The sequence below is a fragment of the Cryobacterium sp. AP23 genome (assembly GCF_054075385.1).
The window spans coordinates 520,791-536,475 of the sequence record NZ_CM133415.1 but is presented as its reverse complement, the minus strand read 5'-3'; the positions used below and the strand labels follow the sequence as shown (position 1 = coordinate 536,475).

The window sequence follows — 15,685 nt, the reverse complement described above, 5'->3', positions numbered from 1 at the left end:
TGTTAAGAATACTGTCCGGTGTGGTTCCGGCCCCGATCGACACTCGATCGGGCGCCAATGCCGGATTCTCGCCGCGGCGAATGCTACGCGGTGAGCGAAATGTCACCCAACTGTGGCCCAATCGGGCCGAAGCCGTGTTTACATGGTCAGTAAGGATTCAATTGGTATCACCTGGTATCAGTCTGGAGGAGGAGAATATGTCCCAGATCGCCACCGAAAATGGTGCCGTCGACCAACAGGGCGCCCCCCACCAGCTCACCGCGGCCGACCGCTGCGACGCTTGTGGCGCTCAGGCCTACATCCGTGTAGTCGTGAACAACAGCGAGTTGCTCTTTTGCGCCCACCACGGGCGCAAGCACCAGGAGAAGCTCGCGGCTATTGCCGAAAGCTGGCACGACGAGTCGAGCCGTCTCTTCGACGACCAGAAGTCTTAGGTTCCACCCGGCGTCGCACCTCGGTGCGACGCCGGGGGTGACCGGACCTTAGTCGGAAGCAAGACCAAGCCGCACTGCAACCTGGTTGCGTGCGGCTTTTGCTATGTCATCGACCGATTCTGCCCGGGCGGACGCGGGACGCTCCAGCCCCTTGGCTGTGCAGGCGAGTCCAAGCATGCGGTCGGCGAGTCCGGGGTTCCGGGCCAGCACCGGCCCGTGCAGGTGGGTGCCGATGAAGTTGCCGACGACAGCGCCCTCGGAGCCGTCGCCGTTGCCGGTGCCGGACTGGACACGGCCGAGCGGTCGCCTGGCACCGGAGAAGCCCCTGGCGTGGTTCTCGAAACCGATCAGCCGGGCCTCGTCCGTTCCGACGACGATGTCGTCGGTGGCGCGGGCCGGCAACACGGTGGCCCGGCCCGGGATCAGGCCGAGGCCGTCGACGCTGGTTCCGCCGGCGAGATCGAGTCCGTCGCTGAGCAATTCCCAGCCGGTGCCCACCGCGAGTATGGGCACTCCCCCGGCGAGCCAGGCCCGCACGGCGTCGGCCAACGGCAGCAGGGCATCACGAGTGGACACCAAGTCGGCGTCGGTGCCGGAACCGATCACGACGAGGTCGGCGGTTTCGGGCAGGTCGGTGACGGTGTGCACCGGAACCACCTGGGCGTCGAGGCCGGCCCAGCAGGCGCGCTGGGCGAGCACCCTGGCGTTGGCCGCGTCACCGTTGGTGTCCAGCAGCCGGGGCAGGAGGCTCACGATGGTGAGCTGTCCGGTGGGGGCGAGCGTCATGACGGGTCCGCTTCGTTGGTGGCCAGCCCGAGGTGGGCGCGGGTTCGCCGCATGGAGTCGGCCGAGAAAATAATCGTCTTCACACCAGCGACCGGCTCCGGCAGGGCGAGGAAGTCGTCCAGCGCGCGGCCGAGGTCCGGCTCGATCCGATCGACGGTGACGCCGTCGTACATCAGCTGCAGGCCGATGTCGTTGGCCTTGGAGCCGGAGGCGATCAGCACGTGGCCGAGTCCCGAGGTGTCGGCCGGCCAGAGATAGGACGGGTCGCGCACGTCGGAGCCGACGGCGACAAGGATCTGCTCGGTGCCGGCGGCGAGACTGTCGACGTTGAGCTGGAAGCTGGCCGGGTTCTGCACCAGCACGAACTCCACCGTGGTGCCGCGGACACTCACGACCTCGCCCCGCCCGAAGACCGGCGGGATGCCGGAGATCGCGGTGACGGCTCGTGCGGCGTCGAACCGTCCGCCGAGCGCGGCGCGGGCGGCGGCCAGCGCGGTCAGCGCGTCGACGGCGTAGTGGGTTCCCCGCGCCGGGAGGCGCACGGCGTGCTCCACACCGTCCACGGCAACCGTCGCGTCGCGACCGTCCACCCCGGTCAGCAGCATGCCGCCGATGGCCTCCAGCCGGATGGGCGACGTGAGGGTGTAGCCCAGGCCGCGCGGGTTGGCGTCAAGGACCTGTTCCGTGACACCGTACCTGGCCACCGTGACGGGGGCCGCGATGGCGTCGCCCAGGCGGGCGAGGTACAGGTCGTCGGCGTTGACGACGACGGTGCCGGTGGCGCGGCGGGCGATCTTGGTGAGCATCGCCGCCACCATGTCGGAGTCGTGGAACCGGTCGATCTGATCGACCATCACGTTGGTCAGCACGACGACCCGGGGCTCGAGGGAGCCGGAGATGAGGGCGCCGTGGCCCTCGTCCATTTCGAGCACCGCGATGTCGCCGGCGATCCGGCCCGACAGGCTGACCTGCTCGAGCAGGGCCGAGGTGAGGCCCTGGCTGATGTTCGCCGTCGACTGGTTGGTGAACACCGACGAGCCGTGCGCGCGCAGGGCGGCCACCAGCATCTTCGTCGTTGTCGACTTACCGCTGGAGCCGGTCACAATGACCAGGCCATCGGGGAAGCTGTTCAGCGTACGGGAGAGGAACCCGGGCGCGACCTTGTTGACCACGAGCCCGGGGACCGCGGAACCGCCGCCCGGCTTGCGCCAGCGCGCGAGAGTCCGGGCGACCCTGCCGAGCAGGATCGCCGGCGCATACCGCACAGGCATTTACTCGAGGTAGTCGCGCAGCGACTGCGACCGGGACGGGTGACGCAGTTTGGCCATCGTCTTCGACTCGATCTGGCGGATCCGCTCACGCGTGACACCGAAGGTGTCGCCGATCTGGTCGAGGGTCTTGGGCATGCCGTCGCCGAGGCCGAATCGCATCCGGATGACGCCGGCCTCACGCTCGGAGAGCGAGTCCAGCAGGCTCTCCAGCTGCTTCTGCAGCATGGTGAAGCCCACGGCATCCGCCGGCACGACGGCCTCGGTGTCCTCGATGAGGTCACCGAATTCGCTGTCGCCGTCCTCGCCGAGAGGGGTGTGCAGGGAGATCGGCTCGCGGCCGTACTTCTGCACCTCGACGACCTTTTCAGGGGTCATGTCGAGCTCGCGGCTCAGCTCTTCAGGGGTGGGCTCGCGACCGAGGTCCTGCAGCATCTGGCGCTGCACGCGGGCGAGCTTGTTGATGACCTCGACCATGTGCACCGGGATGCGGATGGTGCGGGCCTGGTCGGCCATGGCGCGGGTGATCGCCTGGCGGATCCACCAGGTGGCGTAGGTGGAGAACTTGAAGCCCTTGGTGTAGTCGAACTTCTCGACCGCACGGATCAGGCCCAGGTTGCCCTCCTGGATCAGGTCGAGGAACTGCATTCCACGGCCGGTGTAACGCTTGGCGAGGGAGACGACGAGGCGCAGGTTGGCACCGAGCAGGTGGCTCTTGGCCCTGGCGCCGTCCTTGGCGACCCACTGCAGTTCCCGGCCGAGCGCGCTCTTCTTCTCTGCGTCGGTCATCTGAGAGAGCTTGTCCTCGGCGAACAGGCCGGCCTCGATGCGCATGGCGAGCTCGACCTCTTCGGCGGCGTTCAGCAGCGCCACCTTACCGATCTGCTTGAGGTAGTCCTTGACCGGGTCAGCCGTCGCGCCGGTGATGGCACTGGAGTAAACCGGGACTTCGTCTTCGTCGTCAACCATCGACAGCACCAGCGCGCCGCTGGGCAGCGGCTCGGCGGGAGCGACGCGCTTGGCCTCGGCGTCGTCGTCTTCGGTGTCGTGCTCGTCCGTGGCGGGAGCACCGTCGTCGTCGGCGTCGGAATCCCCGGCCTTCTTCTTACCGGCGGCGGGGGCCTTCGTCTTGGTGGCGGCTGCACGCTTGCGCGGCGCAGCGGTTTCCGTCGAATCGGCCGAGTCGGCCGCGAGGGCCTTGGCAGCCTTGGTGGCGGCACGGGTCGCGGCGGCCTTCTGCGCGGGCGTCTTCGCCGCGACGGCGGTGGTCTCGTCGGCGGGCGTGGTCTCAGGGGTTTGCAGTGCGGGCTCTGTCTTCGTTGGGGTTGCCATTCGAACACCTCTCATGCCGTAGATCGTGCGCGTGCAGCGCGCCCCGTCCGCCATGGCCACTCGGCGTGGGCCACGGTGAAAGTGAAGCGGGGATTTTGGGCAGTACGTTTTTGGGCAGTACGTCTTTTGGGCAGTACTAGGACCCATGTCAAGTCCCCGGGAAGGCATCGGCGAGATGCCCATGTACCCAGGAACCAGAACGGGTCCTATTGACAATTATTGCACGGATTGTGTATAGAACGAGCCACGCTCGACTATTCTCCCCGCGCGCGCCGCCGCAGCTTTCGTGAAAGTTCAACCCAGAGCGGGGCCACTTCTATTCCCTCGTCGCGGGAGAGCAGCCGGCGGGTCCGGCGGCGGGTTGCGACGAGCATCACCACGCCGAGTCCGATGACAAGGAATTGCACGGAGAAGGCGATCCGGAAAGACTCCAGGGAGTAGAGGTCGCTCGCGCCGCCCTGGGCCTGACGCCATCCGTCCTGCAGGTCGAGAAGCACGCCGATCAGGAACATCATCACGAAACTGGCCAGGAATCCGCCGACGTTCACCACGCCGTTGGCGGAGCCCAGGCTGCGCTGCGGGTTGAACGTGCGGGCGAAGTCGAAGCCGATCAGCGAACCGGGACCACCGCCGCCGATCACGACGAGCAGCAGCACCACGAGCCAGAACGGCGGGGCGGTCGGCCAGAGCAGGACCAGCGCCCACGCCGCGCCCATCGCGGTGACGATGGCGAGCACGATGTTGCTGCGGCGCAACGGATGCCGTGCCGTCAGTACTCCGAGGACCGGGCCGCAGACGATGGCGGCGGCGACCGGGATCGTGAGCATCGCGGCCGCCACACCGGTCTCGTAACCGAGTCCGTAGACCATGAAGGGGAAGCCCCACAGCAGGGTGAAGACGGTTCCGGAGGACTGGGTCACGAAATGCGACCAGAAGCCGAGTTGGGTTCCCGGGCGGCTGAAGCTGTGCCGCAACTGGGTGAGCGCCCCTCCCCAGGTCGTCGGCCGGGGCTGGTCGGTGGACCCGGCCGGGCGGTCCTTGATCGCAACCACCACGATCGCGAAGGCGATGAAGGCCACGAGGGTGGCGGCCAGGAAGGCCGGGGTCCAGCCGAAGTCGTGAAGCACCCAGGCCAGCGGCAGCGCGGACAGGACCTGGCCGAGCTGTCCGATGTTGCCGAACCACTGCGACAGCTGGGGCACGATGCGTCCGCTGAACCACGAGGTGATCAGCCGGATCATCGAGATGAAGATGGTGGCGTCACCGGCGCCCACCAGCATCCGTCCGATCACCGCGATGGTGATGGACGGTGCGAAGGCGAGGGTCAGCTGGCCGATGACCATCAGTGCGGTGCCGGAGAGCATGAGTACCCGGGGGCCGAACCTGTCGATCAGCACTCCGACCGGGATCTGCGCCCCCGCGTAGACGATCAGCTGCACTACGGCCAGGCTGGACAGGACGGCCGCCGATCCGCCGAATCGTTCGGTAGCCGACACTCCCGCGATGCCGAGCGAGGTGCGCTGCAGGATGGCGGACAGGTACACGAAGGACCCGAAGGCAAAGATCAACCAGGATCGACGAGAGTTCACTCCCCCCAATCTAGCCGGACGGATACCCGGTCACCGACCACGCTCCCCCGGGCGGGGGTCAGGACTGCGGGCCCTCGTCACGACCGCGACGGGTGGCGAGGAATTTCTCCAATTCGGCGGCGATCTCGTCGGCGGTCGGCAATGCTCCGTCTTCATCCGTCAACGGGGAGCGCAGGGTGTTGCCCTCCATATATGCGTCGTAGCGTTCCTCGAGTGTGCCGACGAGCTTGGCCAGCTCCGGGTTGTCGCCCACCTGTTCGTCGATCCGTGCGACGAACTCCCGGTTCTTTTCCCGCAGCGTGTCGGTGGGGAAGATCAGGCCGGTCGAGGCGCTCGTGCTCTCCAGCGCGGACAGCGCCGCCGACGGGAACTCGGTGTCGGCCAGGTAGTGCGGGATGAGGAGCACGTAGCCGATGATCCAGGCGCCGATCTCCTGCAGCCGGTACTCGACCAGGTGCAGGGCATTGGCCGGCACCTGGGTGTGCGGCCGCCACACCGACATGCTCTCGATGAGGTCGGTGCGGTTGCCGCTGACGGTGACACCGATGGGCCGGGTGTGCGGCACGGGCATCGGGATGGCGTGCACCCAGGTGGTGGAGGAGACGTTGAACCTGCTCACCAGGGCGAGGACGGCCGCGGTGAACTGCTCCCACCGGAAGTCCGGTTCGAATCCGGCCAGGAGCAGGAACGGCTGTCCGATCTCGTCGTGCGCCAGGTAGAGCCGCAGCCGGGGCGGCTGGTAATCGGTCAGGTGGTCTTGGTCGAAGTAGATGATGGGACGCCTGGCCCGGTAGTCCAGCAGCAGGTCGGCGTCGAAGTCGGCGATGACGGTGTGGTCGAGGGTGTCGAGCAGGTATTCGGTGAACTGCGACACGGCACCACCAGCGTCGGCGAATCCGGTGAGGCCCGCGACGAGATTCAACCCCTCCGGGACGACGGCGGCGTCCGCGGTGAGCTCGTAGATTTCATCTGGATCTCGCATTCCTTAACTCTAAACGGAGCGCTCGCCCGGCGGCGGTGAATCGCCACGGCCACAGTGGTGCCCAGAGCGAACAGCTCGCCCGCGTAGCATCGAGGCATGACCGTTCCCCGTATTTCCGTGTCCGCAGTGCCCTCGATCGAATCCACCGCCGACGTCCTCGTCGTCGGTGCGGTGCAGTCCCCGGACGGGCCGGTCCTGTTCGCCGACCCCGGCTTCGAAGGCCTCGCCGACCAGTTCTCCGCCGTCGCCGTGACCGGCGCCAAGGACCAGGTGGTGCGTTTCGCGCCGGTCGCGGGAGCGGCCCGCAGCATCGCTGTCGTCGGGCTGGGGTCCGTCCTCTCTGCTGAGGCGCTGCGCTACGCGGCCGGGTCGGCCGTGCGCCAGCTGACCGGGGCCCAGGCCGTCGCGTTCGCCTTCCCGGTGACCGATGCCGACCAGGCAGCCGCCGTGCTCGAGGGAGCGGCGATGGGCGCATACGCGTTCACCAGCTACCGGAAGGCCTCGCTGGCGGCGACCAAGCTCCCGGCCGGCGACATCACCGTACACACCGACCAGGCCGACGACTCAGCCGCCGAGCGTGCCGACGTCGTCGCGGGCGCCGTGAGCCTGGTCAAGGACCTGGTCAACACTCCCCCGCTCGACCTGTACCCGGAGTCGCTGGCTGCGCTCGCCGCCGCCGCCGCGGAGGGCCTCCCGGTCACCCTGACGGTGTGGGACGAGGACCAGCTCGTGGCCGACGGCTTCGGCGGGATCGCCGGGGTCGGCCAGGGCTCCACCCGCCCGCCCCGCCTGGTGAAGGTCAGCTACGACCCGATCGAGGCGATGAAGCACGTGGCGCTGGTGGGCAAGGGCATCACCTTCGACACGGGCGGACTCTCGCTCAAGCCGCCGGCATCCATGGTGGGCATGAAGTACGACATGACCGGGGCCGCGACGGTGCTGGCCGTGACCCTCGCCGCCGCCCGCCTGCGCCTGCCCGTGCGCCTGACCGCCTGGCTCTGCATCGCCGAGAACATGCCATCCGGTTCCGCGATCCGGCCCAACGATGTGCTCAGCATCCGCGGCGGGCGTACCGTCGAGGTGCTCAACACGGATGCGGAGGGCCGGCTGGTCCTCGCCGACGGCCTCGTCGCGGCCGGCGAGGAGCAGCCCGATGCGATCATCGACGTGGCCACCCTCACCGGCGCCGCCGTGGTCGCGCTGGGCACGCGCTACTCCGCGGTCCTCGGCGACGACGACCTGGTCGCCCACGTCCTGACCGCCAGCAAGGCGGAGGGCGAGCTGGCCTGGCCGATGCCCATGCCCGAGGAACTGCGCGCCCTGCTGAACTCCGACGTGGCCGACATCGCGAACGCCAAGATCGGCAACACCGGTGGCGGGATGCTCCTCGCGGCCGTCTTCCTGCGGGAGTTCATCCCCACCACGGGCGAGGGCGCCGACGCGCGGCCCATCCCGTGGGCCCACCTGGACATCGCCGGAAGCGCCCAGCTCGTCGGTGGCGGGCTCGGATTCACCGCCCCCGGCCCGACCGGAGTGACGGTTCGCACACTGCTGCGACTGGCCGAGGACTTTTCGCGCCCGTAGTAAGGTCGTATAGGCAGGAAAATCCTTGCCGTTCAACGCCCACCCGCGCACAACATGCGCTGGTGGGCCGTGAAAGTGTATGTGATGCACGAGGGAGTATCTGGGTGTCTGAACAGAATTTTGACCTTGTAGTTCTCGGTGGCGGCAGCGGCGGATACGCGGCCGCATTGCGCGCCGTTCAGCTCGGCCTGACCGTCGGCCTGATCGAGAAGGACAAGCTCGGTGGTACCTGCCTGCACGTCGGTTGCATCCCGACCAAGGCGCTGCTGCACTCGGCCGAGGTCGCCGACGTGAGCCGCGAGTCCTCCAAGTACGGCGTCACGACGTCGTTCGAGGGCATCGACATGGCCGCCGTCACCGCTTTCCGCGAGGGTATCGTCGCCAGCAAGTACCGCGGCCTGCAGGGCCTGGTCAAGGCCCGCGGCATCACCGTGATCTCCGGCGAGGGACACCTCATCTCCCCGACGACCGTCCAGGTCGGCGAGGACACCATCGTGGGCAAGAACGTCGTGCTGGCCACGGGTTCGTACTCCCGCTCGCTTCCGGGCCTGGCCATCGAGGGTCGCGTCATCACCAGCGAGCAGGCTCTCGAACTCAACTACGTGCCCAAGAAGGTCGCCGTCCTCGGCGGCGGCGTCATCGGCGTCGAGTTCGCCAGCGTCTGGAAGTCCTTCGGCGCCGACGTCACCATCATCGAGGCCCTCCCGCACCTGGCGCCCAACGAAGAAGAGTCGGTGTCGAAGCAGCTCGAGCGGGCCTTCCGCAAGCGCGGCATCAACTTCTCCCTCGGCGTCCGGTTCCAGTCCGTCACGCAGGATGACTCCGGCGTCGTCGTGACGCTCGAGAACGGCACCACCATCGAGGCCGAGCTCCTGCTCGTCGCCGTCGGTCGTGGCCCGTCCACCGCGGGCCTGGGCTTCGAAGAGGCCGGTATCACCATGGACCGCGGCTTCGTCATCACCGACGAGCGCCTCGCCACCAACATCCCCGGCGTCTACGCCGTCGGCGACATCGTCCCCGGCCTGCAGCTCGCGCACCGCGGTTTCCAGCAGGGCATCTTCGTCGCCGAGGAGATCGCGGGCCTGTCCCCGATCGTCGTGGACGACCTGAACATCCCCAAGGTCACCTACTGCGACCCCGAGATCGCATCGGTCGGGTACACCGAGGCCAAGGCCGTCGCCAAGTTCGGCGCCGACAAGGTCATCAGCTACGAGTACAGCCTGGGCGGCAACGGCAAGAGCTCGATCCTGGGCACCACCGGCTCGATCAAGGTCGTCCGCGAGGCCGATGGCCCCATCATCGGCATCCACATGATCGGCGCCCGCGTGGGCGAGCTGATCGGCGAAGGCCAGCTCATCGTGAACTGGGAAGCGTACCCGGAGGACCTCGCGCCGCTCCTGCACGCGCACCCCACCCAGAACGAAGCGCTCGGCGAGGCCTTCCTGGCCCTGGCCGGCAAGCCCCTGCACGCGATGTAGCCCGCTTTCGGCACAGAGTTTCTCACTAACATTGGTCAGACATTAATGGTTTCAAAGGAGACAAACGCATGAGCGAATCCGTCAACCTCCCGGCACTCGGGGAGAGTGTCACAGAGGGTACGGTCACCCGCTGGCTCAAGAACGTGGGAGACCGCGTCGAAGTCGACGAACCGCTGCTCGAGGTATCGACCGACAAGGTCGACACCGAAATCCCATCCCCGGTCGCGGGCATCATCGAAGCCATCCTCGTGCAGGAAGACGAGACCGTCGAGGTCGGAACTCCGCTCGTGACCATCGGCGACGGTTCGGCTCCGGCCGCGGCCCCCGAGGCTGAGGCGCCCGCCGCCGAGGAGCCCGCCGCGGAGGAGCCCGCAGCGGCTCCCGCCCCGGCAGAGGTGCCCTCAACGGACGCTCCGGCGCCCGCCGAGGCTCCCGCCGCCGCCGCGGCACCGCCCGCACCGGCAGCCGTCGAGCCGCCGCCCGCCGCAGCACCTGCAGCACCTGCCGCACCCGCCCCGGCTGCGCCGGCTCCCGCAGCACCGGCTCCGGCAGCACCGGCCGCTCCGGCACCTGTCGCCGCAGCACCCGCTCCGGCAGCACCCGCCGCCCCGGCCGCCCCCGCCGCTGAGCCCGCTCGCGGCGCTCACGCCGGACCCAGCGGCTACGTCACGCCCATCGTGCGCAAGCTCGCGAACGAGGCCGGCGTCGACCTGTCCACCATCACCGGTACCGGTGTCGGCGGACGGATCCGCAAGCAGGACATCGAGGCCGCTGCAGCTCCTGCCGCAGCAGCCCCGGCCGCAGCCGCCGCCGTCGTCGAGGTGTCCCCGCTGCGCGGAACCACCCAGCCGATGTCGCGCCTGCGCAAGGTCGTCGCCGAGCGCGCTGTCGCATCCATGCAGCAGACCGCCCAGCTGACCACCGTCGTAGAGGTGGATGTGACCCGCGTCGCCATGCTGCGCGACAAGGTCAAGCTCTCCTTCCAGGAGAAGACCGGCAACAAGCTCTCCTTCCTGCCCTTCTTCGCCCTGGCCGCGGCCGAGGCGCTGAAGTCGAACCCGATCATCAACGCGACCGTTGACGGCACGTCGATCGTGTACCCGGCGCAGGAGAATATGAGCATCGCCGTGGACACCGAGCGTGGACTGCTGACCCCGGTCATCCGTGACGCCGGTGAACTCGACCTGGCCGGCTTCGCCGCCCAGATCGCCGACCTGGCTGCCCGCACCCGCGACAACAAGCTCAAGCCCGACGAGCTGTCCGGCGGCACGTTCACGCTGACCAACACCGGTTCGCGTGGCGCGCTGTTCGACACCCCCGTTGTCTTCCTGCCGCAGAGCGCCATTCTCGGCACCGGCGTGGTCTACAAGAAGCCCATCGTCGTCTCCGACAAGGGCCTGGACTCCATCGCGATTCGTTCGACGGTGTTCCTCGCACTCTCCTACGACCACCGCATCATCGACGGAGCGGACGCCTCGCGCTTCCTCACCACGATGAAGGCGCGGCTGGAAGCCGGAGCGTTCGAAGCGAACCTGGGGATCTGATCCACCAGTAACGCAACTGACAATCTGATCCACCAGTAACGCAACTGACAAGCTGACCGCAGCAGTCAGTAGTCGAAGAGTTCCCGTAGTCGCCAGCCGGCCTCGCCCTTGATCACCAGGGCAGAGGCCGGTTGCGCGTTAACGTCACTTCCCGCGCCGTCCAGCACGACCAGAGCCGCGTTGCCGGTGCGCTCCTGCACCACCGCCGTCCGCGGGCCGGCCGGCACCGGCGCGGTCGTTGACGGAACCGCCTCCTCCTGCATCTGCCTGATCCGGTAGCCGTCGGCGGCCATAGCCACGGAATCGGGCTGGTCGACTCCGTCCAGGCACAACACCGAGCCCTCCGCCAGGCAGGCCTCACGCTGGCGTAGCAGCTCCAGCACGGCGGCGGCGGGGTCGTCACCCGTCAGCACGGCGAGCTCGGGTGCCGCCGACGCCGTGCCGCGCACCGTGTCCGGGTACTCCCCCGGCGCCGTCGGCCCGGGCGCACGGGACCGGGTTGCGGTGGGCTGCCCTGATCCGGCCGCGGGCGGAAGGGCCGACAGTGCGGCCAGTCCCCCGACCGAGAGCACCGACACCACGCCGAGCCCAACGATCAGCGGACGGACGCCCGGGAGCCGGCGTGCCGCCGCCCCGGCTCGCTGCCGGACCGACTGGAGACGCACGCCCTGAGCCCGTGCGGCCACCCCGAGGCCGGAGTGCACGACCCACCGGACAACCTCGCCCCGCAGCCGTCCCGTCCGCCTGGCTGCCGCCGGAGCTCCCGCAGACCGCACCGCGTTGACAGGTGCGGCCTGCACCTGCAGAGCCCTGACCCGCAGCGATGGGACCTGCGGAGCTTGCGGAGCGTCCGGCTCCCGTGCCGGCTCGTGCACTGCAAACCGCACCTCCCCGGCCGCCGCCCAGGCGAACAACGCCGATTCCAGGGCGGCCAGGGTGGCCGGGAACGGCCTGGCCGTTGTCGCCGTTTCGAACTCGGCCAGCAGCGCCCCCGCTGACGGCGCCGCCGCATCGCCTGGGTCCAGGTAGGACAGCAGGGACCGGAGGAATCCGGTGAGTCCCACGACTGCATCCCGTTTCATTCCCACGCCGGCCACACCATCGGGCAGGGCCGCCAGGGCGCCCAGTCCGAGCAGTACCGGCCTGCCACTGCCGTCGAACCTCACGCAGGATGCGTTCACCTCCGGATGGCTGAATCCGGCATCGTGCAGGGCCTGCAGGGTCGCCGTGACAGTCGCGGCCACCGTGACGAGCTCGCCGGCGGCTACCGTGCCCCGCCCGTCCAGCAGCCGGTCGAGGCCGAGCCCCTGCAGGTGTTCGAGCACTAGGCAGACCCGGTTCTCCGGTGTCGTCGCCACATCGCAGAGGCGTGGCAGCGCCGCCGTCGGGCAGGCCAGCATGGCCTGCACCTGGCGCCCGATGGCGCCCGGATCGGCCTCCGGCCGGAAGATCTTCAGGGCCACGGACGGGTTCCCGGCCGCATCGTCCGGATCCCTCGCCAGGAAGATCTCCGACGACCGGCCGGAGCCGATCCGGCGGACCAGGCGATATCCCGCCACGGTGTCCCTGCCGGTGCGCACCACGCTGTTCATTTCCGATCTCCCTCCGCCCGGCGCACTCACACCGGACCTGGTCCCACCGTGCCGCTGTGGCCCGGCCCCGAGATGGTGCCGGACCTGTTCTGTGGGATCGCCTCGACCCGCCCCGCTGGGGAGGAGCGGCCGCTAGGCTTGCCGAATGCTCGACTTTGTCGTCGCGGGGCTAAGCGCCAACTCCGTGCCGTATTTCGAGGGCCTTGAGCTCCAGCGCGCCGTCCATCGCATGGTGGTGTCCGGTCAACGACCGAACACCGTCCTGCTCCTCGAACATCCCGCCGTGTACACGGCCGGCAAACGCACCCAACCGGAGGACCGTCCCACCGACGGAACCCCGGTCGTGGACGTGGACCGGGGCGGCCGGATCACCTGGCACGGCCCCGGGCAGTTGGTCGGGTATCCGATCCTGCGGCTGAGTGAACCGATCGACGTCGTGGGCTATGTTCGCCTGCTCGAGAGCATCCTCATCGATGCCTTGGCCGATTTCGGCATCGACGGCCGCAGGGTGGACGGCCGCAGCGGGGTGTGGGTCGGTCCGGCCGGCGCCGAGGACAAGATCGCCGCCATCGGCATCCGGGTTGCCGATGGGGTGACCATGCACGGTTTTGCCCTGAACTGCGACAACTCCCTCGAACCCTACGACCGCATCGTCGCCTGCGGCATCGTGGACGCCGGCATCACAACGATGTCCCGGGTACTCGGCCGGACGGTCACGACGGCGGACACCATCGATTCGATCACAGCGCACTTCAACGCGAAGTTCCTGGTGAGCGCGTGAGCGCCGCACCCGAGGGGCGCCGGATGCTGCGCCTGGAGATCCGCAACGCCGAGACCCCGATCGAACGGAAGCCCTCCTGGATCAAGACCCGCGCGACGATGGGCCCGGAATACCGTCAGCTGCAGGACCTCGTGAAGAGCGAGAGCCTGCACACGGTCTGCCAGGAGGCGGCCTGCCCCAACATCTACGAATGCTGGGAGGACCGGGAGGCCACCTTCCTCATCGGTGGCTCCCAGTGCACCAGGCGGTGCGATTTCTGTCAGATCGACACCGGCAAACCCGCGGACTACGACACCGACGAACCCCGCCGGGTCGCCGAGTCCGTGCTGGCGATGAACCTGCGCTACGCGACCGTGACCGGCGTCGCCCGGGACGACCTGCCCGACGAAGGCGCCTGGCTGTACGCGGAGACGATCCGCCAGATACACCAGCACTGCCCGGGCACCGGCGTGGAAATCCTGGTGCCGGACTTCACCGGCAATGCGGCCCACCTCGCCGAGGTGTTCTCCGCCCGGCCCGAGGTGTTCGCCCACAATGTCGAGACCGTGCCTCGCATCTTCAAGCGCATCCGCCCCGCGTTCCGCTACGACAGGTCCCTCGATGTGCTCAGCCAGGGGCGCGACGCGGGCCTGATCACCAAGTCGAACCTGATCCTGGGGATGGGCGAGGAACGTGCCGAGGTGAGCCAGGCCCTGCAGGACCTGCACGACGCCGGCACCGACATCATCACCATCACGCAGTACCTGCGTCCGAGCCCCCGGCACCTGCCGGTGGCCCGGTGGGTGCGGCCGGAGGAGTTCGTCGAGCTCAAGGCCGAGGCGGAGGAGATCGGTTTCCTCGGCGTGCTGGCCGGCCCGCTCGTGCGCTCCTCTTACCGGGCCGGCCGGCTGTGGGCGCAGTCCATGATCGCCACCGGCCGACCGGTGCCGGAGCCCCTGCAGCACCTCGCCGACGCCACGCTGGGTTTCAGTCAGGCCGTTTGACCCTAAATCCGTCACGCGCAGATCGACCGACTGGGTAGTCTTAGAACCATGGCACGCAGCAAGGACACGACTCCCCGCACCCCCAAAGAACCCGGCCGCTTGAAGCAAATGTGGCAGGTCTTCCAGATGACCCGACGCTACGACTCGAACATCGTCCTGTTCATGGTCCTGGGGTTCCTGGTTCCGGTCGTGATCGCCCTGGTGCTCGCGCTCCTGCTCACCCCCGGCAATGGTTTCACCATCGCGTTGTGGATCATCTCCGGCGTGCTGGCCGGAATCCTGGCCATGCTCATCATCCTGGGCCGCCGGGCAGAGAAGGCCGCGTACTCCCAGATTGAGGGCCAGCCCGGCGCCGTCGGCGCGGTGCTGCGTTCCTCGCTCAAGCGGGGCTGGGTGGGCAGCGAAATGCCCGTGGCCGTCAACGGCAAGACCCAGGACGCCGTGTACCGTGCCGTGGGCCGCGGCGGCGTTGTCCTCATCAGCGAGGGCCCGCGCACCCGCACCGCCCGGATGCTCGACGAGGAGAAGCGTTCCGTGGCCAAGGTCGGCGGCAACGTCGCGGTCACCGTCATCGCCGTCGGGCCGGACGCCGATGCCGTTCCGCTGCACAAGCTGGCCCGCCGCCTCACCAAGATCAAGCCGTCCCTGACCAAGGCCGAGGTGCTCGCGGTGAACAACCGCCTCAACTCCATGACCAAGAAGCTGCCGATCCCCAAGGGCGTCGACCCGACCAAGGCACGTCCGCAGCGCGGCAACTAGTCCGACGCAGTCAGCGTCACACAGACAGCGGCACGGAAGAAGGGCACGGGGTGAACCCCGTGCCCTTTCGTGTGCCCCGGAGACCGCTAGCGGCGGATCAGGACCGTTCCGGGGATCTTGTCGTGGAACCCTCGCTGGTCCGAGTCCCAGACCAGCGCCGGAATGGCGAGCCCGAGGAGAACCGACCGCACGACCGGCCGCCAGAGGCCCGCGCGTCCGCCGGTGAGGCTGATCAGGCGGAGGCCCAGGAGGCGGTGGCCGACGCTGGCGCCGAACACGGTGAGCAGCAGCGCCTGCAGGACGACGAAGACCGCCAGCACCACGAAGCCGTCGTAGTTGAGCAGGGTGTACCCCCAGATCACGCACGTCAACGCCAGCGCGATGGCCCAGTCGATCACCAGCGCCGCGACTCGCCGACCGACCCGCGCCACGGAATGCGGTCCGGTGCGGGGAAGCCCGAGCCTCTCCCCCGGCCAGGTACTGGGCGGAAGCTGCCCGAATGTGGTGGGTCTGGAGGGCGTCGAATTCACCCGATCAGTGTACCGGGCGACCCCCTCTGTAACATGGAGGAAA

General features: G+C 68.6%; 14 protein-coding genes. 7 read left to right on the top strand and 7 right to left on the bottom strand.

Annotated elements, in window-relative coordinates:
- Window positions 1–197: 197 nt before the first annotated feature.
- Window positions 198–434, top strand: a complete 237-nt coding sequence (locus ACU5E9_RS02530; RefSeq protein ID WP_130177536.1) for a DUF7455 domain-containing protein — start codon at window positions 198–200, stop codon at window positions 432–434.
- A gap of 48 nt (window positions 435–482) precedes the next feature.
- On the opposite strand, the gene ACU5E9_RS02525 is transcribed toward ACU5E9_RS02530, so the two are convergent.
- From ACU5E9_RS02525 to ACU5E9_RS02505, 5 genes are all read right to left on the bottom strand, one after another.
- Window positions 483–1,220 carry a type 1 glutamine amidotransferase gene (locus tag ACU5E9_RS02525; protein ID WP_456812077.1) on the bottom strand — a complete coding sequence of 246 codons (738 nt, stop codon included), beginning with the start codon at window positions 1,218–1,220 and terminating at the stop codon, window positions 483–485.
- The gene (locus tag ACU5E9_RS02520) at window positions 1,217–2,491 is read right to left on the bottom strand and encodes a MurT ligase domain-containing protein (protein WP_456812076.1); all 1,275 of its coding nucleotides are present in this window, start codon (window positions 2,489–2,491) and stop codon (window positions 1,217–1,219) included. The genes ACU5E9_RS02525 and ACU5E9_RS02520 overlap by 4 nt, the downstream gene beginning before the upstream one ends.
- The gene (locus ACU5E9_RS02515; RefSeq protein ID WP_456812075.1) at window positions 2,492–3,820 is read right to left on the bottom strand and encodes an RNA polymerase sigma factor; all 1,329 of its coding nucleotides are present in this window, start codon (window positions 3,818–3,820) and stop codon (window positions 2,492–2,494) included.
- Between the two features lie 254 nt (window positions 3,821–4,074).
- Entirely contained in the window at window positions 4,075–5,409 is a 1,335-nt protein-coding gene (locus ACU5E9_RS02510) for an MFS transporter (protein ID WP_456812074.1), read from the bottom strand.
- A gap of 58 nt (window positions 5,410–5,467) precedes the next feature.
- Window positions 5,468–6,391 carry a proteasome assembly chaperone family protein gene (locus tag ACU5E9_RS02505; RefSeq protein WP_456812073.1) on the bottom strand — a complete coding sequence of 308 codons (924 nt, stop codon included), beginning with the start codon at window positions 6,389–6,391 and terminating at the stop codon, window positions 5,468–5,470.
- A gap of 96 nt (window positions 6,392–6,487) precedes the next feature.
- On the opposite strand from ACU5E9_RS02505, the gene ACU5E9_RS02500 reads away from it, so the two are divergent.
- The 3 genes from ACU5E9_RS02500 to sucB all read left to right on the top strand — a co-directional run bounded on the left by ACU5E9_RS02500 (window position 6,488) and on the right by sucB (window position 10,997).
- The gene (locus ACU5E9_RS02500) at window positions 6,488–7,975 is read left to right on the top strand and encodes a leucyl aminopeptidase (protein ID WP_456812072.1); all 1,488 of its coding nucleotides are present in this window, start codon (window positions 6,488–6,490) and stop codon (window positions 7,973–7,975) included.
- A 104-nt stretch (window positions 7,976–8,079) separates the two neighbouring features.
- Entirely contained in the window at window positions 8,080–9,453 is a 1,374-nt protein-coding gene (lpdA, locus tag ACU5E9_RS02495; RefSeq protein ID WP_456812071.1) for a dihydrolipoyl dehydrogenase, read from the top strand.
- 68 nt (window positions 9,454–9,521) lie between these two features.
- Window positions 9,522–10,997: a 2-oxoglutarate dehydrogenase, E2 component, dihydrolipoamide succinyltransferase gene (gene sucB, locus ACU5E9_RS02490; RefSeq protein ID WP_456812070.1), complete on the top strand. Its 1,476-nt coding sequence runs from the start codon at window positions 9,522–9,524 to the stop codon at window positions 10,995–10,997.
- A 65-nt stretch (window positions 10,998–11,062) separates the two neighbouring features.
- On the opposite strand, the gene ACU5E9_RS02485 is transcribed toward sucB, so the two are convergent.
- Complete coding sequence (locus ACU5E9_RS02485) at window positions 11,063–12,589, bottom strand: hypothetical protein (RefSeq protein ID WP_456812069.1); 1,527 nt, start codon at window positions 12,587–12,589, stop codon at window positions 11,063–11,065.
- A 145-nt stretch (window positions 12,590–12,734) separates the two neighbouring features.
- Here ACU5E9_RS02485 and lipB point away from each other — a divergent pair, with 145 nt between their 5' ends.
- Genes lipB through ACU5E9_RS02470 form a run of 3 tightly spaced genes read left to right on the top strand, consistent with a single transcriptional unit; the run spans window position 12,735 to window position 15,112 of the window.
- The gene (gene lipB, locus ACU5E9_RS02480) at window positions 12,735–13,370 is read left to right on the top strand and encodes a lipoyl(octanoyl) transferase LipB (RefSeq protein WP_456812068.1); all 636 of its coding nucleotides are present in this window, start codon (window positions 12,735–12,737) and stop codon (window positions 13,368–13,370) included.
- A complete protein-coding gene (gene lipA, locus ACU5E9_RS02475; protein ID WP_456812067.1) occupies window positions 13,367–14,353 on the top strand; it encodes a lipoyl synthase in 987 nt (328 codons plus the stop codon). The genes lipB and lipA overlap by 4 nt, the downstream gene beginning before the upstream one ends.
- A gap of 48 nt (window positions 14,354–14,401) precedes the next feature.
- On the top strand, window positions 14,402–15,112 hold the full coding sequence (locus tag ACU5E9_RS02470) for a DUF4191 domain-containing protein (RefSeq protein WP_456812066.1): 711 nt from the start codon (window positions 14,402–14,404) through the stop codon (window positions 15,110–15,112).
- Between the two features lie 86 nt (window positions 15,113–15,198).
- Here the strand turns inward: ACU5E9_RS02470 and ACU5E9_RS02465 are convergent, their stop codons facing one another.
- Entirely contained in the window at window positions 15,199–15,642 is a 444-nt protein-coding gene (locus ACU5E9_RS02465; RefSeq protein WP_456812065.1) for an RDD family protein, read from the bottom strand.
- Between the last annotated feature and the right edge of the window lie 43 nt (window positions 15,643–15,685).